Source organism: Echinicola sediminis (assembly GCF_054777495.1).
Window position 1 is genome coordinate 56,001 of the sequence record NZ_BAAHAP010000003.1, and the last position, 18,650, is coordinate 74,650.

At 44.5% G+C, this 18,650-nt stretch carries 15 protein-coding genes; 8 read left to right on the forward strand and 7 right to left on the reverse strand.

What is annotated here, in order from left to right:
• The first annotated feature begins 171 nt into the window (after positions 1–171).
• The 3 genes from ACYVAA_RS01570 (at position 172) to guaB (ending at position 4,378) form a co-directional block, all read left to right on the forward strand.
• Positions 172–1,332 carry a homogentisate 1,2-dioxygenase gene (locus tag ACYVAA_RS01570; protein WP_460538257.1) on the forward strand — a complete coding sequence of 387 codons (1,161 nt, stop codon included), beginning with the start codon at positions 172–174 and terminating at the stop codon, positions 1,330–1,332.
• A gap of 173 nt (positions 1,333–1,505) precedes the next feature.
• Entirely contained in the window at positions 1,506–2,693 is a 1,188-nt protein-coding gene (locus tag ACYVAA_RS01575) for an RsmB/NOP family class I SAM-dependent RNA methyltransferase (protein WP_460538258.1), read from the forward strand.
• A gap of 206 nt (positions 2,694–2,899) precedes the next feature.
• A complete protein-coding gene (gene guaB, locus ACYVAA_RS01580; protein ID WP_460538259.1) occupies positions 2,900–4,378 on the forward strand; it encodes an IMP dehydrogenase in 1,479 nt (492 codons plus the stop codon).
• Positions 4,379–4,894: 516 nt separating this feature from the next.
• Here the strand turns inward: guaB and ACYVAA_RS01585 are convergent.
• The 4 genes from ACYVAA_RS01585 to ACYVAA_RS01600 are packed head-to-tail and all read right to left on the reverse strand — an operon-like array spanning position 4,895 to position 7,984.
• Positions 4,895–5,446 carry an FKBP-type peptidyl-prolyl cis-trans isomerase gene (locus ACYVAA_RS01585; RefSeq protein ID WP_460538260.1) on the reverse strand — a complete coding sequence of 184 codons (552 nt, stop codon included), beginning with the start codon at positions 5,444–5,446 and terminating at the stop codon, positions 4,895–4,897.
• Between the two features lies 1 nt (position 5,447).
• Entirely contained in the window at positions 5,448–6,008 is a 561-nt protein-coding gene (locus ACYVAA_RS01590; protein ID WP_460538261.1) for an FKBP-type peptidyl-prolyl cis-trans isomerase, read from the reverse strand.
• A 4-nt stretch (positions 6,009–6,012) separates the two neighbouring features.
• Positions 6,013–6,957, reverse strand: a complete 945-nt coding sequence (locus ACYVAA_RS01595) for an FKBP-type peptidyl-prolyl cis-trans isomerase (RefSeq protein WP_460538262.1) — start codon at positions 6,955–6,957, stop codon at positions 6,013–6,015.
• Positions 6,944–7,984 carry a DHH family phosphoesterase gene (locus ACYVAA_RS01600; RefSeq protein ID WP_460538264.1) on the reverse strand — a complete coding sequence of 347 codons (1,041 nt, stop codon included), beginning with the start codon at positions 7,982–7,984 and terminating at the stop codon, positions 6,944–6,946. The genes ACYVAA_RS01595 and ACYVAA_RS01600 overlap by 14 nt, the downstream gene beginning before the upstream one ends.
• Before the next feature lie 195 nt (positions 7,985–8,179).
• On the opposite strand from ACYVAA_RS01600, the gene ACYVAA_RS01605 reads away from it, so the two are divergent.
• The gene (locus ACYVAA_RS01605) at positions 8,180–8,602 is read left to right on the forward strand and encodes a nucleoside-diphosphate kinase (RefSeq protein WP_460538265.1); all 423 of its coding nucleotides are present in this window, start codon (positions 8,180–8,182) and stop codon (positions 8,600–8,602) included.
• Positions 8,603–8,727: 125 nt separating this feature from the next.
• Here ACYVAA_RS01605 and ACYVAA_RS01610 read toward each other — a convergent pair whose 3' ends face one another.
• The 3 genes from ACYVAA_RS01610 to ACYVAA_RS01620 all read right to left on the reverse strand — a co-directional run bounded on the left by ACYVAA_RS01610 (position 8,728) and on the right by ACYVAA_RS01620 (position 10,939).
• Entirely contained in the window at positions 8,728–8,964 is a 237-nt protein-coding gene (locus tag ACYVAA_RS01610; RefSeq protein WP_460538267.1) for a Kazal-type serine protease inhibitor family protein, read from the reverse strand.
• Positions 8,965–9,122: 158 nt separating this feature from the next.
• Positions 9,123–10,187, reverse strand: coding sequence for a lysylphosphatidylglycerol synthase transmembrane domain-containing protein (locus tag ACYVAA_RS01615; RefSeq protein ID WP_460538268.1), 1,065 nt, complete (start codon positions 10,185–10,187; stop codon positions 9,123–9,125).
• 20 nt (positions 10,188–10,207) lie between these two features.
• Positions 10,208–10,939, reverse strand: coding sequence for a segregation and condensation protein A (locus ACYVAA_RS01620; RefSeq protein ID WP_460538269.1), 732 nt, complete (start codon positions 10,937–10,939; stop codon positions 10,208–10,210).
• A gap of 194 nt (positions 10,940–11,133) precedes the next feature.
• Here ACYVAA_RS01620 and dxs point away from each other — a divergent pair, with 194 nt between their 5' ends.
• From dxs to ACYVAA_RS01640, 4 genes are all read left to right on the forward strand, one after another.
• On the forward strand, positions 11,134–13,053 hold the full coding sequence (gene dxs, locus ACYVAA_RS01625) for a 1-deoxy-D-xylulose-5-phosphate synthase (RefSeq protein ID WP_460538270.1): 1,920 nt from the start codon (positions 11,134–11,136) through the stop codon (positions 13,051–13,053).
• A gap of 118 nt (positions 13,054–13,171) precedes the next feature.
• Positions 13,172–13,936, forward strand: coding sequence for an alpha/beta fold hydrolase (locus ACYVAA_RS01630; protein ID WP_460538271.1), 765 nt, complete (start codon positions 13,172–13,174; stop codon positions 13,934–13,936).
• 1,300 nt (positions 13,937–15,236) lie between these two features.
• Positions 15,237–16,916, forward strand: coding sequence for a glycoside hydrolase family protein (locus ACYVAA_RS01635; RefSeq protein WP_460538272.1), 1,680 nt, complete (start codon positions 15,237–15,239; stop codon positions 16,914–16,916).
• Between the two features lie 37 nt (positions 16,917–16,953).
• Complete coding sequence (locus tag ACYVAA_RS01640; RefSeq protein WP_460538273.1) at positions 16,954–18,456, forward strand: sulfatase; 1,503 nt, start codon at positions 16,954–16,956, stop codon at positions 18,454–18,456.
• Positions 18,457–18,650: the final 194 nt, after the last annotated feature.

Here is an 18,650-nt window from a genome sequence, read left to right on the forward strand (position 1 = left end):
TATTCTAAAATAAGCCCTCTTTGGAAAAACAAAAATCTTCAGCCTTACGCTAATTTCCCTCACCCAACCTTTCACTCTTTCTTCTTGCGAGCGCGGCCAGCAAATCATCCATTTTCTTCGGTATACTGCGGACTATTTGTTAAATTATGAAAACGCATAAACCCTCAAAATATGGCCTTTTATCATCGAATGGGAAAGACCCCTCCCAAAAGACATACCCAATTCCTGCAACCAGACGGCAGCCTGTATAAAGAAGAACTGGTTTCCTCCAAAGGCTTTTCAGGAATCTATTCCATTCTCTATCATATCCATAATCCGAACGCCATCAAGGCAATCCTCAAACCCACCTCCTTTGATTGGGAAATTGCCAAGGATTACGGTCTTCGACAAACCCACCTGAACACTTCGGAAGTAAGCACCACCGGAAAAGACTACCTCACGGCAAGAAAGATCCTGTTGAAAAACAACGATGTCATGATGGGCATCTGCGCGCCAAGCAATCATAAAATGGACTACTTCTTCAAAAATGCAGATGGGGACGAGGTGGTCTTTGTCCATGAGGGTCATGGACAGCTTATTTCTCAGTTTGGAAAACTGGATATCCGCGAAGGAGACTATATTGTCATCCCAAGGACCACTATCTATAAATTTGAATGGAAAAAAGGCCCCATCAAACTCCTTATTATTGAATCCGCCAGTCCGGTGGAAACTGTACGGCGTTACCGCAACGATGTTGGCCAGCTATTGGAACACTCCCCCTACTGTGAAAGGGACATCAGGGTTCCTGACAAGCTGGTTATTGAAAAAGAAAAAGGAGAATACCACATACAGATCAAAAAAAACAAGCAGCTGTTTCACTATATCTACGAACATAGCCCGCTGGACATTGTCGGCTGGGACGGTTACTTGTACCCCTATGCCTTATCCATAAAAGATTTTGAACCCATTACCGGCAGGATCCACCAACCACCGCCAGTGCACCAAACGTTTCAGGCTGCCGGCTTTGTCATATGTTCCTTTGTACCGAGGCTCTTTGACTACCATCCCCTCTCCATTCCTGCTCCTTATAACCATTCCAATATTGATTCGGATGAGGTCCTGTATTACGTCGATGGGGATTTTATGAGCAGAAAGGGCATTAGCCGGGGATCCTTCACGCTCCATATGGGCGGTCTTCCCCATGGCCCTCACCCCGGTACCGTAGAAAAAAGTATTGGCGCTTCCAAAACAGAGGAGACTGCCGTTATGTTGGACACATTTAGCCCCTTAAACCTGACCCAAGATGCCCTGCGCTTTGTAGATAAAGACTACCCAATGAGCTGGACAGAATAGGTCAGGAGTTTTAATTGGAAATGCCCAGATCATTCTGGGCGGCTAAAAATCCTGACGGGAAAAAGTGGAAGGCATACCGCTTGAAGATGCCAGCTCTTTGAGAAAACGTGGCAGTTTTGGAAACCTACCCCGTTTTTTTAATTATCTTTGCCCCCCAAACCTAAACATTCTTCATGAGGCTTCATTCCAACACGGTATACGGAGTAGTCAATGCCATTGACGAAATCTTCAATCACCAACAGTATGCGGACAAGGTTATCGAAAGGACCTTAAAATCCAATCCTAAATGGGGATCGAGAGACCGTGGTTTTATCGCTGAATCCACTTATGAAATGGTCCGTTGGTGGAGACTGATCAAAGAAGTAAGCCCTACGGATGACCTCTTCCATCTTTTCGGCACTTATTGGTTGATGCAAGGCAACGAACTCCCCCCTTGGAGAGAGTTTGAAGGAATTGATGCAGCGGTAATCAAGCAAAGGTATACCGCCATTCACAGCAGAGCGATACTCCAGTCCATCCCTGATTGGATGGACAGCATGGGTGAAGAGCTTTTGGGAGCAAAATGGGACAAGGAAATTGATGCACTAAATGAACAGGCCCAGGTGGTCATCAGGGCTAACAGCCTTAAAATCTCACGAGAGGATCTCATGAACCGCCTCAAAGAGGACAACGTGGAGACTTTTGCACCAAAAGGCTATAAAGACGCCTTGGTTCTTGCCAAGCGGCAGAACATCTTCAAAAACCCTGCCTTTAAAGAAGGTCTTTTTGAAGTACAGGACGCCTCATCCCAGCTGGTTGCCACCGCTTTGGAGGTACAACCTGGCATGCGCGTCATAGACGCTTGTGCAGGAGCCGGGGGAAAATCCCTTCACCTGGCGGCACTTATGGAAAACAAAGGCCGTATCCTTTCTATGGATGTGGAAGAATGGAAGCTTAAAAACACCAAATTAAGAGCAAGAAGAAACGGTATCAGCATTATTGAAACCAAAGCCATAGACGGAAGCAAAACCATCAAAAGATTGAAGGACTCTGCAGACAGACTGCTGCTGGATGTTCCTTGCTCTGGTATGGGGGTACTCAGACGAAACCCTGACACCAAATGGAAACTCAGCCCAGAATCCATTTCCAACGTACAGACTGTTCAGCAAAATATCCTACAAGATTATAGTGGAATGCTAAAGCCGGGAGGCCTTATGATCTATGCCACCTGCAGCATTTTGCCTACCGAAAACCAAATGCAGGTAGAAAAATTCCTTAGCTCGGAAAAGGGACAGCAGTTTGAACTGATTGAAGACCAGAAAGTTTTGGCCCACGAAAGTGGCTTTGACGGATTTTACATTGCCAAACTTCGTCGAAAGTAAATTTTATAATTGCTTCCAAAACAATAATTAATCTTAGCCGCTGCCCCAAAACGCTTTCATTAAGTGCTTTGGGGCATTCCAAAGAATATTCCATGATCATCCCAAATATTCGAAAAATTTTAGATTATTTTTCAGGGATCGTTGATTCACATTCAAAATTGTTTGTATCTTTGACGGGCAAATAGGGTTAGTTAACCAAATTTGCCATGAATCTAAATACCGATAAATTCCTCTTCGAAGCACTCACCTATGATGACGTGCTCCTGGTTCCGGGATACTCAGAAGTATTGCCTCGCGACACCAACACTTCCACTCAACTTACTAAAAAAATCCGGCTGAACATTCCATTGGTTTCCGCAGCCATGGACACGGTTACCGAAGCAGAGCTGGCCATTGCCATCGCTTTGCAGGGAGGACTAGGGTTCATCCACAAAAACATGAGCATCGAGCAGCAGGCTGCACAGGTGCGCAAAGTAAAAAGATCCCAAAGCGGCATGATCCTGGACCCCATCACCCTGCAGGTAGATGCCAAGGTAAAGGATGCGGAAGAGATCATGAGAGAATACCATATCGGTGGTATTCCCGTAGTGGATAGCGATAAAAAGCTTAAAGGCATCATTACCAACAGGGACTTGAGATTCATCAAAGACCAGCACAGGCCGGTCAAAGAAATCATGACCTCTGAAAACCTCGTCACTGCCAAAGCCGGTATCACTCTGGAGCAGGCAGAAGAGGTGCTGCAGGAACACAAAATCGAAAAGCTTCCTATTATAGATGAAGACAACAGGCTTACCGGTCTGATCACTTACAAGGATATCCTGAAAAGAAAAGACAAGCCCAATGCCTGCAAAGATGAATATGGAAGACTTCGAGTAGGAGCTGCCGTTGGCGTTACCGCGGACATTGTAGATCGTGTTCAGGCCCTTAAAGATGCAGGTGTAGACGTAGTCTCCATCGACACCGCACACGGACATTCCAAAGGTGTGATCGATACCTGCAGAAAAATCAAAGAAACTTTCCCTGACCTTGAAGTGATCGTCGGAAATATCGCCACTCCAGAAGCTGCCAAGGCACTTGCTGAAGCCGGCGCTGATGCTGTAAAAGTAGGTGTGGGTCCCGGAAGTATCTGTACGACCAGAGTCATCGCAGGAGTAGGCGTTCCCCAGCTCTCGGCGGTATTTGAATGCGCTAAGGCTCTTGAAGGAACAGGCGTTCCGATAATTGCAGATGGAGGAATTCGCTATTCCGGGGACGTGGTCAAGGCTGTTGCTGCTGGCGCCAGCTCTATCATGATCGGATCACTACTTGCGGGTACTGAAGAGGCTCCTGGTGAAATGATCATCTACCAAGGAAGAAAATTCAAAACCTACCGTGGAATGGGCTCTTTGGAAGCCATGGAATCAGGATCCAAAGACCGTTATTTCCAGGATGCAGAGGACAACATCAAAAAATTGGTACCGGAAGGTATCGTAGGCCGTGTAGCCTTCAAAGGTTTGGTAGCCGAGGTGCTTTACCAATTGGTAGGCGGCTTACAGGCAGGTATGGGATACTGTGGCACAAGCTCAATAGAAGACCTGCAGAAAAATGGCAAATTCGTAAAAATCACTGCTGCAGGTGTTCATGAGTCGCACCCCCACGATATCAGCATTACCAGAGAAGCGCCTAACTACAGCGCAAAGGGTTAATCAATACTTACTGTATATAAGAAAAAGGCTACCTCAAAAGGGTAGCCTTTTTTCTTTCCATGCCAAGCTTCATTTTATCATCAAAACTTTGTGGTCCCAGCGGCTTTACGAGAGATAAGCAAGCCTTTTTTCAATGTTTTCTCAAACATAAAGGGCCTTGGATGACCCGAGCAACTAACCGATATCACCCCGAGTCTTAACATTAAGAAAACGGACAAATCGTGACTAGGCATTTTCCAAAGGGAGTTTTGGTTGCTAACCAAAAGGTCCCTGAGCTGTCGAAGGACTGAACGAAACATCTAAGACAATGAAAAGACCTTATCTGCAGGCAACAGGGCATCTGATTCAGAAACAAAATAGCTAAATAGCCCCTTTCTTAGAGACCTCCGTGAAACCTTTGAGCTCTTTGTGGTTAGACTCCCGAATTAGCTTATCCGTTTTTTAATCAAAGCAAAAAAGACTGCTCCGGTCCCCGGAACAGTCTTTCAAAATATACTCTTATAAGTTCAGGACTTATCAGTCCATTCCCAAAAATTCCACTTCAAAGACCAAAACTGAGTTGGCCGGAATACTTTCAGTCTCTCGGCTTTGATAAGCATAGGGAGAGGGAATAATTATAACCGCTTTGGAGCCACTTCTCAACCTCCTAAAACCGTAAGAAAACCCTGTTATGGCATTGCTGCTACCGATCGAAAACTGGAACAAAGGATACTCATCACCTTCCTCGTGCAGTCCATTTTCCTCTGCCACAGCTTGAATATTCGTATCAAATACTGTCCCGTCTTCCATTAGGCTTCCCACATAATTGGCGTAAACCACGTTTCCAGTGGAAGGCCTTGATCCAGCCCCCTCTTCCTGCACGATGATCACCACCCCTGTCTCGTCATGAATCCTATACAAGCTATCGTATTCTGCTGTTTCCAGATAGTTGGCAATCTTGGCACTATCGATTTTCAGGTTCCCCTCCACATCATACGTAGGCCCAACGTTATAAGGGTTGTTTGGCTCGCAAGAAATCATCCCCGCGACTAACCCCATGCCCAATAAGCCTAAAATATACTTTTTCATATCACTCAGCATTTGTATCTGTATCCTTTTTCACTTCTCTCATCGCAAGATCAAAGACCAGCACCGAATTGGCCGGAATCCTATCCCCCTGCTGCCGGTTACCATAACCATAATAGGAAGGAATCACCACCCTGGCGCTATCCCCCATTTCCATCTTGGAAAGACCAATATCAAATCCGGGAATCATTCCGTCATAAAGATATTTTATTTCGAAAGGCTCGTATACTCTTTGGGAATTATAAAGCCTATTGTCCCTGGCTATAGCTTCCACAGAGGTATCGAATACCGTTCCGTTCAGTAATGAACCGGCATAGTCTACCCTTAACGTATCTCCTGCTTCAGGCGCTACACCTGAAAAAGACTGGGTATGGTACAAAATAACAATCCCAGAACCCTCCACCTCCAATTTGTCCACATACTGGAAATCGGTATTCTCCACATACTCGTCGATTTTCACCAAGTCCTTTTGGAAAATCTCCTGTGGTGACTCCTGATCCGGTAGGCAGGAAGCAAACAGCCCTACGATGAGGGCTGCTATACATAAATTCTTAAAACTTTTCATTCAATTATTTCTGAACATCCACTACTTCAACGTCAAATACCAAGATGGAGTTTGGTGCGATCACTTCTCCGGCCTGACGTGGTCCATAGGCCAAAGTAGACGGGATAAGCAGTTTAGCTTTGCTTCCTCCTTTGAGCAGCTGCAACCCTTCATCCCAGCCAGGGATCACTCTTCCTTTTCCTACCATTACGCTAAATGGCTCGTAAGGACGTCCTTCGTTGAAAATATCATTTTCCTTCGCCACGTCTTCTACACTGGTGTCAAAAACGGTTCCGTCAAGAATGTACCCCGTATAGTTTACAGCCACCGTATTTCCTTCTTCCACTTGATCACCACTGCCCTCTTCTTCGATGATATAAAACAGACCGGACTCCGTCTTGGTCGCGTTCAAATTGTTCTGGGCCATATAGTCCTGGATCTTCTTGATATCAGTTGCCAGCTGCTCCTCGGACTTTTGCTCCATTTTGGCACGCTGCTTCTCCTGTACCTTGGTCATGAAATCCTGCATTTCTGACTCATCAAGAATTTCGGTCACACCAATATTAAGGGTAACCTCTTCCTCAGGCTGCAAGAAAGGAGGCGTGTTCATTTCTCCGAAAATCTTGGAAGCCGCAGCAGTAAACTGGATGCTGTCTCCTTTACGTAGGCTGGAGAAAATCTCATCTATCCCTGGCCTTACCTTGGTAGTATCGTATCGCTTGATAGAATCATTGTGCATCATATATGCCGGAGCACCATTCTCCAAGCTGGAAATAAATATAGAATCCTTGCTGTTCTTTGCAGTAAATTCATAAATGATAAACTGCCCGTTTTCCGGCTTCTCACTTCCTTCTTCGATATAGGTATATTTGGTACCGTCTTCAGTAGTTTTGGTCTTTTGACAAGATACTACACCGAAACATGTAGCCAGCACACCTGCTGACAACATCAAACTTTTAATGTTTTTCATTGACTAATTCTCGTTGATTCAATAATCGTTCTTGGTTCTCTTTTATTAATTTTTCAAATTTCTCAATTGTATCGTTCAGGGATGCCTCGGATTTTCCTCCTGCGGCATTCTTATGCCCGCCCCCATTAAAGTATTTTGCAGCAAATTTGTTTACCGCCACATCTTCAGTGGACCGGAAAGATATCTTTACCCCGTCTTTTCGCTCCGTAAACATGGCCGCTATTTTTATACCATCCAAAGAGAGCGCATAATTGACCAGTCCTTCGGTGTCACCGGTTTGGGAATCGTACTTTTTGAGATCCCGCTTGCTGATCCAAAAATAAGCCGTGTGAAGATCGGAATGGATCACCAGCCTTCTGCTTAGGGCAAAGCCGATAAATTTAAGGCGATTGACCGAATTGGTATCGTATATTAATCGGGAAATTTTCGAGTTATTGGCGCCCAAGCCGATCAGCTCAGCCGTAACCATATGGACATGCTTGGTCGTATTGGGATGCCTAAACCCTCCGGTGTCGGTCATGATTCCGGAATACAAACAATCAGCGATATCACTATCGATCAGCGATTTTTCACCCATCTTAACGATCAGGTCATATACCAGTTCGCAAGTAGCGGCAGCCTCTGTGCTCCAATACCTGAAATCGGCAAAATCCTCCGGGTCCTGATGGTGATCAATATTCACTTTGACAGCATTGGACTTCCTGACCATTTCCCCCAGTTCATTGATGCGATTAAGGCATGAAAAATCCAGGCAAATGATCATTTCGGCAGCTGCCATTTTATCCTTAATATCCTTCTGATGTCCTTGCTCCTCGAAGTTCAACACCTCATCATTACCTTTCATCCAATACAAAAAAGAAGGATAATCTGAGGGGGAAATTACTGTCACCTCATGCTTCTTTTTTTTCAGGTAATTCGCCATCCCAAGCGAGGATCCCAAAGCATCCGCATCAGGCTTGTGATGCATGGTGATTACAATTTTCTTCGACGTGGACAGTAGTTTCTTAAATGACTCTAAATCTAGCATCTACAATATTTTAGTAGCACTTTCAACACTACACAAGATGCAAATGTCCATATAATTTTTCAAAAATCCCAATTTCTATAATCCACTAGAAATGAATAAGATAACACACAATTAACCTCAAATAATAATACTCTCAGGTAAAAATACTATTTTTGCACCCGAAAAATATAAACCTTCATCTTCAAAGAAATACAAATGGCAACTAACAGAACTTTCACCATGATCAAGCCTGACGCATTCGAAGCAGGCCATTCAGGTGCTATCCTAAAAATGATCGAAGAAGCCGGATTCAAAATCGTAGCAATCAAGGCTACTCAGCTGACTGCTGAACTGGCAGGCAAATTCTACGCAGTCCACAAAGAGCGACCTTTTTACAATGACCTTTGCAAGTACATGTCCTCTGGACCGATCATCGCTGCCATCTTGGAAAAAGACAATGCTGTGGAAGATTTCAGAAAACTTATCGGCGCCACCAACCCTGCTGATGCAGCTGAAGGAACTATCCGAAAGTTATTTGCCAAATCCATCGAGGCCAATGCCGTACATGGATCGGATTCTGATGAAAATGCTGAAATCGAAGGCAGCTTCTATTTCAACCAATTCGAAAGAATAAAGTAATACAGATGTATTTGCTCCCGAAAGACCGTGACTTGAAGAGTCGGTCTTTCGGGAGTCTTTTTTTGCTTTTTGACGCTTTGCACCTGATGCTTTACTCTTGAGCCTGACCGCCTTCCCCTACCCCTTTACTCTTCCTCACATTCCCCCTCGGTCCAAGAAGTGACTCCTGCTGCCTCAGCATAGCAGTCATTGGAATAAGTCTTTCCGTCACAACCACACACAGGAGCATAAATCTCATAGCAGGCCACAGACCGATCTATTTTAGCTGGATCAATGCATCCATCCACTTTCCCCGGCTTCTCATCCCCGCACCGAAATGCCAACAAGCCAAGGACTCCCAAGAATACTATTGGATTTTTCATTTGCATATCTTCTTTATATCAAGACGAGCCAAGGCCATTATTTGTGACAGGCACTTCGCACTTCAAACCTCGCCATCCGAAATGGGAGTTTCACTATGCTTCCTATTTTCACCCCCCTTCACACTTCGTACCATGTACTTCTTACTTCGTACTTCCACTCACCCCTGCACTTCCTGCTTTTTCTTAAAAAACACCTGCCTGATCCACCGGGGAAGGAAAATGGCCCCCAGCAATAAATAAGGATAGTAGGAAAACATCCTCCACAGGATACTGGTGACGAAGGTATAATTGGTCAGGAACTCGTTGAAGAATTGGGCAAAGAAAAACTCCGCCGTACCGCTGCTTCCAGGAGTAGGCGAAACCATCATCACCACCCACATAATGATCTGCCGGGCAAAAACTACAATATGGTCGGTAAAGCTAAGGTCTACATATGCCGTCATCAGGGCATTCAACATCAAATACCTGGAGCACCAGATAAAAATAGTAGCCAGTACAATGGTAAACCAATAGCCAGCCTTTTTCCCTTGTAATTCCTTGCTGGATTCCATGATCTGATCACCGTATTCACTCGCATTATGCCGCCACTTTTTGATCCATCTTATGCTGAAGATCTTTAATAAAACCCACTTGAACACCCTTGGCCGATAAAACAATGCCGCGGCCATGATAAATGAATAGATGGCATACAAACTATAGCTGAACCAGAAAATATAGTTGAGACTATTGTCCAGACGCAATTCCAGCACCCTGCTTTCAGGAAATATACTCCCTTTTGCCAAGTACAGTACAATGGGAGCCCCTATGACAAAAAACAGGTTATCCATGATGGCGGTCAGCATCACATAGGCGATGGCCTTCCCCAACTTGATACCTTCCTTGTGCAAAATAAACACGGCTACAGCCGTTCCCCCGACGATGGAAGGGGTTACCGCCGAAGCAAATTCCCAGAGGATGATGACATAGATCGCCCTCATCCATGTCAGTTTTTTATCGGTGATTTCACGGATCCGATAGACATAACCGGCATCCCGCATAAAGATCACCACCACGGCCAGCAGCAGCGAGATAATCGAAGCATCAAAAACACTTTCAAGGTTTTCCCTTTTGATGGAAGGGTCACTGTAAAACATAAAAAACACTATACCGATACCAATAAGGACGGGGATCCAAACCTTATTGGGGTTGAGTGTTTTGAAAATCTTTTTGTTGTCTAACCTCATAAATCCTGCCCTGGAATTCCTTAAGTTTTTTCCACCCAAAAGTTATTAAACCCTTCCCCTAGCTTAATGGTTACAAGGGAAAGCTGAAGAAGCTCCAAAATTGCCAGAAAAGTATAGATGACGAAAATTTTATCAGGTTTGAAGTCGATAAACTCCGAAAATGCTATGCGGTCCTTGAAACTGATCTTGTCCAAAACGAAGTTTTTTTGTTGATCAATAGTGTAGGGATACTGGATCACGGTGTGCTTCGTATCGTCCGTCCTGGCCACGTATTTGGCCATCACTTTCTGAAAGACTTTTAAAATCTTATAGAGGTCAAGGTCTTGAATTTCACTTTCCACATTGTCCGATTTGCTCAGCTCTTTGAGTTCTGCAGCGATATTCCCTCTTTTTTCTTTCGTCATTCTGCTGGCCTCCATTTCGGACAGCTCTCCAATCACGGACTTGTATTTTTTGTACTCGAGCAAGTGCCGAACCAGCTCTTCCCTCGGATCAATCTCCTCCCCATTTTCATTAAGCTCCGGCCTGGGGATCAGCATCTTGGACTTAATCTTCATCAGCGTAGCGGCTACCAGGATAAACTCACTGGCCACCTCAATCTCCATTTTCTCCAAATGCTTCAGGTATTCCAAAAAATCATGGGTGATTTTTGAAATTGGAATATCATAGATATCCAGCTCATCCCGCTCAATAAAGAACAAGAGTAAATCGAACGGTCCCTCAAAAAGCGGTAATTTGATTTCGAAACTCACTGGATACTATTAAATTTCTCTTAATTTTGCGATCGAATTGATTATCAAAGATATTACATATATACAAAAATCAACATGAGACCGTTCAAAATCAATAAGAATTCTTGTTGATAAATGGGTTTGGCTAAATTTTAGCTATATTCAAAACAATCAAATCAGGTCTCAGTTATAATTGGACACGGGACTAATCTGCCATGTTAATAGAACCAGGAAAACTACTTGCCCAAATCAACTCTCCGGATGATCTGAAGAAATTCCGCAAGGACCAGCTTGTTCAGATAAGCGATGAGTTACGCCAATACATCATCGACACCGTTTCTGTGTATGGTGGACATTTTGGTGCCAGCTTGGGCGTGGTGGAACTGACTGTTGCCTTGCATTATGTCCTCAACACCCCTTCAGATCAATTGGTCTGGGACGTAGGCCACCAAGCCTATGGCCACAAAATCCTGACCGGTAGAAGAGACAGGTTTCATACCAACCGGCTGTACAAGGGGATTTCAGGTTTTCCAAAGCGCAAGGAAAGTGAACACGATGCTTTCGGCGTCGGGCACTCCAGCACCTCTATTTCCGCAGCTTTGGGCATGGCTGTTGCCTCCAATTATAAAGGCGACAAACTCAAACAGCATGTTGCCGTCATCGGTGACGGTTCCATGACCGGTGGAATGGCATTTGAAGCCATGAACCATGCGGGCGTCTCTGACACCAACATGATCATTATCCTCAATGACAACTGCATGTCCATTGACCCAAATGTGGGTGCCCTGAGAGATTACCTGACAGACATCACCACTTCTCAAACTTATAACCGGTTCAAAGATGACCTTTGGCGCATTTTGGGCAAGTTCAGCAAGTTTGGCTCCAGCGCCCAGGAAATCATTTCCAAAGTGGAAGGCGCGGTAAAATCCGCCCTGCTCAAGCAAAGTAACCTGTTTGAATCCCTGAATTTACGCTACTTCGGACCAATCGATGGACATGACGTCAATCACCTGGTAGAAGTGCTGAATGACCTCAAAAAGATTCCGGGCCCCAAAATCCTGCACTGTCTGACAGTGAAAGGCAAAGGCTATGACCTGGCCGAAAAAGATCAGACCAAATGGCACGCTCCGGGGAAATTTGACAAAATCACCGGAGAGATCGCCAAAAAAATACATGACACTCCCCAGCCTCCAAAATACCAGGATGTCTTTGGACATACCTTGGTGGAGCTTGCCGAGGAGAACGAAAAAATCATGGGCATCACCCCTGCCATGCCTTCCGGCTCTTCTATGAACATCATGATGAAAGCCATGCCCGAACGTGCTTTTGACGTGGGCATTGCCGAGCAGCATGCGGTCACCTTCTCTGCAGGACTGGCCACACAGGGACTCAAGCCTTTTTGTAATATTTATAGCACCTTTATGCAGCGGGCATATGATCAGGTGGTCCATGATGTCTGTCTGCAGAATCTGCCGGTAGTCTTCTGCCTTGACCGTGCTGGCTTTGCCGGAGCTGATGGCCCCACCCACCACGGTGCTTATGATCTCGCCTTCTTCCGTTGTGTGCCCAATTTAGTGGTCAGCGCTCCAATGAATGAAGAGGAACTGAGAAACATGATGTATTCTGCCTCCATTTATGAAGGACCTTATTCCATTCGCTATCCTCGCGGAGAAGGAGTAATGCCTGATTGGAGAAAACCCATGAGGGAAATTCCTACCGGTCAGGGAAGAATCATCAAAGAAGGTGAAGACGTAGCCATTCTGACCATTGGCCATATCGGCAACTACGCTGTGGAAGCCTGTAAAAAATTAATGAAGGAAGGACTTAACCCTGCCCATTATGACATGCGCTTTGTAAAGCCTTTGGACGAATCGCTTCTTCACGAGGTCTTCAGCAAGTTCAAAAAAGTGGTTACCGTGGAAGACGGCTGTCTGATGGGAGGTTTTGGCAGCGCCGTTTTGGAATGGATGATGGATCACGATTATCAGGCACAGGTAAAAAGACTCGGGATTCCAGATGAGGTGATTGAGCACGGCACACAGCTGGAACTTCACCGGGAGTGTGGATTTGATCCGGACGGTATAGCCGAAGCCGTAAAAAAGTTGGCTGAGCCGGTTTCCGCTGGCCACCACTAATAAGCCATTGAGATAATGTTCATGCCATGACTTTGAGTCATGGCATGAATAAAAAATAACACTTTTTATCCCTTGCTTTCCTTTTGGCAAAACTCTTTTTAAAGGCTATCTTCACTTCATGACACCTGCAATAGAATACACTGACCAAGGGCACGGATTGCCCGTTGTTTTTATTCATGGCTTCTGTGAGACCAAAGAAATGTGGAAGAAGTTTGAGGAAGAATTGTCCCATCATTACAGAGTGCTTTGTCCCGACCTGCCAGGGTTTGGGGAAACCAGGTGGTTTGAAGAAAACATTTCATTGGAGCATACAGCAGCGCTCCTGCATGGCTGGATGGACGAACTTGGACTGGAAAAACCCGTCGTGATCGGCCATTCCCTTGGGGGATATGTCAGCTTGGCCTTGGCCGAGCTGATGGGGGATAAATTGGGAGGGATCGGATTATTCCACTCCACGGCCTTTGCTGACGATGAAGAAAAAGTCGGCGTAAGGAACCGCACCATCACTTTTGTCAAAAAGCACGGGGTCAAAACCTTTGTTGACTCTTTTGTCCCACCCCTTTTCACAGAAGCGCATCGGGAATCCATGAAAGACACCATTCAGGAGGTGGTCAAGATGGCCAGAAAAACCACCTTTGAAGGCTTGGTTTCCTTTACCAAGGCCATGAGGGACCGTAAGGAACGCATGAATATTTTGAGGGATTTCCCGAATAAAAAACTCATGATCGCAGGAGTTATGGATGGAGCAGTGAAAATAGAGGCCAGCCGGAAGCATCAAGGCTATGTGGATCATTACCACGAACTACCGGACGCCGGTCATATGGGAATGTTTGAGCAAGAAAAAGAAACCCTGCAGATGGTAAAGGACTTTTTGAGAGCCTAAGTGGTAAATTTGGTTGGACACTAATCTTTCCCCAGTCTTAGCTAAATGGATGGCTGACTATTCAAACTATAAGGTAAAATCTTCCTATACTTTATCATTACATTTTGAAACAGATATTTCGATATACAATTATCCGTATTTGCACTAATAATATTATGTCTTACGGATTTCACAGCCCCACTTGGCATCAGACAATTTTCACGGAATTAAAAGTCTTTTTTGTGGGTTTCTGTGCATTCGCCTCCACGACGAAAAAGTTGTGAGACATGGTTTTATACTTTACAGCTACTGATGTCTTTGTGGATATACATATTTCAGTATCTGACCATCCGGGATTTTGCACGTAGCATTAATAGAACAAAATACTTAACAGAAATCCTTCTAAAGGCCTTTGGAGCATTCGGTTTTGGGACATTCGATGGAGGCGTTAAGAAAATGAGTTAGCTCGCGAAGTGGACGAGCGAGATCCACTCATTTTTAGCCTGCAGCAAATGGCACAAAATCAAATTGAGACAAACTGATCGTAATCGAAAACCAATTCACTCAATTTGAAGAAGGCTCCATGGCCTAGATTTTTGGTTCTTTTCATCAATGGAAAAGAACAGAAAACAATAAGAACCTTATAAGATTTGGTTATGTGCAACATTGCGGATACACCTATTTGATATATCAAAAAGCTAAAGATCATGGAAATGCCATTGTAATTTCCAAAGATTCAGATTTTACAGATATTATAAGTTGGTTAAGAGCCCCTTCAACCACATTTCCTTGAAATGATAAAACTTTTAACTTCAAATGAATTTGATGTGATAGATTTTGAGGAATAAAACCCAAAAAGCCCATGGCACTTTACCATGGGCTCTTTAATAACCAAATATCAAAATAACTTTATACGAATATCCGTAATTACACCAGTAAATTTATTTCTCACAGATTCCACAGAATTCCACGGAATTAAAAATCTTTTCTGTGGGTTTCTGTGCATTTTCTGCGGACAAGTTGTGAGAGATGGTTTGCTAAGATAGAGCTACCGGTGTCTTTGCGAATATACATATTAGTAAAAAACACACTGGATAAGATTTATCTGAAATCACATAAAACCAAATCTGATTAGCTTTCTTGCAACAAAGAAAATTTCGTATCCAATTTCTGATCCAACAAGTAGATAACACAAAAATAATTCGTGACAATCCGTGAAAACTTGTCCGCCATGGTGGATTCGTGGACATCTTTTTGATGATTTTGTTTGCTGGCACAATTGCGGATAACCATATAAATTATAAATAACTTTCATTTTGTTATGATAAATACTTCTCTCAAAACCAATAGGGTATCCATGAACCTCAGATGCTGTTGTGTCCTGCTCCTGCTATGCATGTTTTTTGGACAAAGTTATGCCCAGATCACCGAAAGGGTTCGGCCGGCTGAATGGAATGATTTGGTTCCTGGAGGAAGGTTTCAAGATTTATTTGAGCCTATCTCTCCGATTGGAAAGAAGGTGAAGGATACTTGGGGAGCCGAGGGAGTTGTGCCCAGGTATATTGACAACGGGATAGAGGACAAGGACTGGTCTTATTGGGGAGGGAACATGGTGAAAGGAGAGGATGGAAAGTTTCATTTGTTTGTGTGCCGTTGGAGGGAAGATTCCCCAAAGGGACATATGGAATGGCCCAATTCAATCGTCGTCCATGCTGTCAGTGATCATTCCATGGGGCCTTTTGAAGTAAAGGAGACCATCGGAAAAGGCCATAATCCCGAAATATTCAAGCTCAAGGATGGGAGGTTTGTCGTTTATGTGATTGACGGGTATTATATGGTTGACAATCTCAATGGACCTTGGGAATATGGCAAATTTGATTTTGATCCCAGGGACAGACCCATCATAGAAGGACTATCCAATTTGACTTTTGCCCGACGAGAGGATGGTTCTTACCTGATGGTCTGCAGGGGCGGAGGGATCTGGTTCAGTCAGGATGGTGTGTCCCCCTATCAGCAGGTGACAGACAAAAGGGTCTATCCTCCGGTTGAAGGGCATTTTGAAGATCCGGTAGTTTGGAAAGACCATATACAGTATCACCTTATTGTAAACGATTGGTACGGGAGGATTGCTTTCTACCTTAGATCCAAAGATGGAATTCACTGGAAGACTGATCCCGGTGAGGCCTATATGCCGGGCATTACCACCTATACAGATGGAACAAAAGAGGATTGGTTCAAATATGAGCGGATCAAAATTTTTCAGGATGAACTTGGCAGGGCTGTTCAGGCAAACTTTGCGGTGATTGATCACTTAAAACATGAAGATAAACCCAACGATAAGCACAGTTCCAAAAATATAGGCATCCCTTTGACGGTAGGGAGACAGCTGCTATTGCTCAATAAAAAGGAAATTACTTCTTCTACCAAGACTATAGAAGTGCTGGTCAAAGCAGAAGAAGGCTTTGATCCTCATCAGGACATGGATATTGCTTCCTTGCGCTTTGGAGCGGCAGAAGAGGTTAATTTTGGAAGAGGATCCCAGGTGATGGAGACCAAGGCATCAGGCAAGGATTTGATCTTGGTTTTTGAGGGTGAAGGAAATGGCTTTACAAGTGACAATTTTGCAGGAAAAATGTTGGGCAAGACCAGTAAGGGAAAGCTTTTGTTTGGATATGCGAGATTGCCCTGGCTTGATTATCTGGAACCTGCTTTGTCTGCTAGGCTTCCAAAAATTGAAGGGGAAGAGTTAACTGTAGAGGTCCAAAATTTTGGACAAGTAAAGTCCGGGCCTGCCAAAGTTAAAGTGGAAATAGTTCAAAACGGGGGACTTGTAGCAATAGGGACCGGAAAGATTCCTGCCTTGGAAAGTTTCGGAAAAAGCAATATAAAAATTGCCTCATCTAGGGCACTCCCCGCTAGCGGAGAGGTGGAATTGGTTGTTACTGTTTTCTCCAAAAAAGGCTCCCTCGAGAGCTTTAAAGGCAAGGTCAGTTTGCCCTAGAGGTAATATGAAATTATTGAATTAACTATATATGCGTATGAAATCCAAGTATTCGGTTTTACTGTTTTTTTTCTTTTTGATGGCTGTAAAGGGTGTTTCCTTGGCCCAGCAGCCTGGCATTGATCAAGCGCCGAATATCGTGTTCTTTTTTGTGGACGATATGGGCTGGCAGGATACCTCCGTTCCTTTTTATCATGAGGAGACCATGTTGAACAAGCAGTATTATACTCCCCATATGGAAAAATTGGCAGAGGAAGGCAGCAAATTCACCCAAGCCTATGCGACCGCGGTTTGTTCTCCTTCCCGGATCAGTTTGATGACTGGGATGAATGCGGCAAGGCATCGTGTGACAACCTGGACATTAAGAAAAAACCAATCCCCGGAGCCGGAGCATCCCAAGTTGCAAGCTCCTGCATGGAATGTCAATGGACTTGCTGCTGAAAAGGGAGAGAAGGGTACGGTCTACCATGTTACTTTGCCCGAGAAGCTCCGTGAAGCAGGCTACGAGACCATCCATGTAGGGAAGGCCCATTTTGGAGCGAAAGAAACTTCCGGTGAAGATCCCTTGAATCTGGGCTTTGATGTCAATATTGCGGGGCATGCCGCAGGAGGTCCGGGAAGTTATTATGGAAAACACAATTTCAGTGCTGTATGGAGATCAGGAAGTGAAATATGGGATGTTCCCGGCTTGGAAAAATATCATGGAAAGGACATTTTCATAACGGAGGCATTGACACTGGAAGCCAATGAAGCCATTGAAAATGCGGTGAAGAAGAACAAGCCTTTCTACCTCTATATGTCCCATTATGCGGTTCATGCTCCTTGGGAAAAGGACATGCGCTTTTATCAAAAATACCGGGACCAGGGATTGGATGAATTTCAGGCAACCTATGCTTCCATGCTGGAAGGAATGGACAAGTCCTTGGGAGACATAATGGAGCAGTTGAAAAAACTTGGCGTTGAAGATAATACCATCATCGTATTTATGTCAGACAATGGCAGTCCTAAGCAGACCCCGAGAAACCTGCCCCTAAGAGGGCATAAGCTGACACCTTATGAAGGAGGTGTTAGGGTGCCGATGATCGTGAAATGGCCCGGAGTAGTGCAGTCCGGAACCACTACGGAGGAATATATTATCATTGAGGATATCTTCCCTACTTTTTTGGAGATGGCAGGGCTGAGCTATGGTATGGAGAGCAGTGGGGACGGACAGAGTTTTGTTCCTTTGCTTAAAGGAAGGAGAAGAACTACAGAAAGGCCATTGTTTTGGCATTATCCCAATACCTATGATCAGCCACCCTACAGCGTGATCAGAAAGGGGGACTGGAAATTGATCTATCATCATGCAGACCAAAATCTGGAACTGTTCAATTTGGCGGATGATATTGGTGAAGAGCAAAATCTCTTGGCCATAAAGCCCAGGAAAGCCAAGGAGCTAGCCGATGAGCTGACGGATTTCCTGAAGGAAAGTAAGGCGCAACTGCCGATCATCAAAAGCAGTGGCCAAACAGTTCCTTATCCCAACGAAGTGATGAAATAGTGAGTAGAGCAGATGGCCTGCGAAAGAAAAAACCGTCTCCTTTAGGGCGGTTTTTTTTGTTCTCTGAGGTAAAAACTTCTTAACCTGTGTTGAGAGTGACAGGCCTGATCCTACAGTTGGGTTAATTATGAACTTAGAGCCCTTCGTTTACAAAATGATAATATTAAGTTGAACAGCGGAAGAAAGGTAACCTG

Excerpts from the sequence above, each read along its gene's own strand:
- dxs (WP_460538270.1), top strand. The coding sequence starts at position 11,134 with ATGTTAATAGAACCAGGAAAACTACTTGCCCAAATCAACTCTCCGGAT.
- guaB (WP_460538259.1), top strand. The coding sequence starts at position 2,900 with ATGAATCTAAATACCGATAAATTCCTCTTCGAAGCACTCACCTATGAT.
- ACYVAA_RS01590 (WP_460538261.1), bottom strand. The coding sequence starts at position 6,008 with ATGAAAAGTTTTAAGAATTTATGTATAGCAGCCCTCATCGTAGGGCTG.
- ACYVAA_RS01615 (WP_460538268.1), bottom strand. The coding sequence starts at position 10,187 with ATGAGGTTAGACAACAAAAAGATTTTCAAAACACTCAACCCCAATAAG.
- ACYVAA_RS01600 (WP_460538264.1), bottom strand. The coding sequence starts at position 7,984 with ATGCTAGATTTAGAGTCATTTAAGAAACTACTGTCCACGTCGAAGAAA.
- ACYVAA_RS01610 (WP_460538267.1), bottom strand. The coding sequence starts at position 8,964 with ATGAAAAATCCAATAGTATTCTTGGGAGTCCTTGGCTTGTTGGCATTT.
- ACYVAA_RS01595 (WP_460538262.1), bottom strand. The coding sequence starts at position 6,957 with ATGAAAAACATTAAAAGTTTGATGTTGTCAGCAGGTGTGCTGGCTACA.
- ACYVAA_RS01630 (WP_460538271.1), top strand. The coding sequence starts at position 13,172 with ATGACACCTGCAATAGAATACACTGACCAAGGGCACGGATTGCCCGTT.
- ACYVAA_RS01575 (WP_460538258.1), top strand. The coding sequence starts at position 1,506 with ATGAGGCTTCATTCCAACACGGTATACGGAGTAGTCAATGCCATTGAC.
- ACYVAA_RS01605 (WP_460538265.1), top strand. The coding sequence starts at position 8,180 with ATGGCAACTAACAGAACTTTCACCATGATCAAGCCTGACGCATTCGAA.
- ACYVAA_RS01635 (WP_460538272.1), top strand. The coding sequence starts at position 15,237 with ATGATAAATACTTCTCTCAAAACCAATAGGGTATCCATGAACCTCAGA.
- ACYVAA_RS01585 (WP_460538260.1), bottom strand. The coding sequence starts at position 5,446 with ATGAAAAAGTATATTTTAGGCTTATTGGGCATGGGGTTAGTCGCGGGG.
- ACYVAA_RS01640 (WP_460538273.1), top strand. The coding sequence starts at position 16,954 with ATGAAATCCAAGTATTCGGTTTTACTGTTTTTTTTCTTTTTGATGGCT.
- ACYVAA_RS01570 (WP_460538257.1), top strand. The coding sequence starts at position 172 with ATGGCCTTTTATCATCGAATGGGAAAGACCCCTCCCAAAAGACATACC.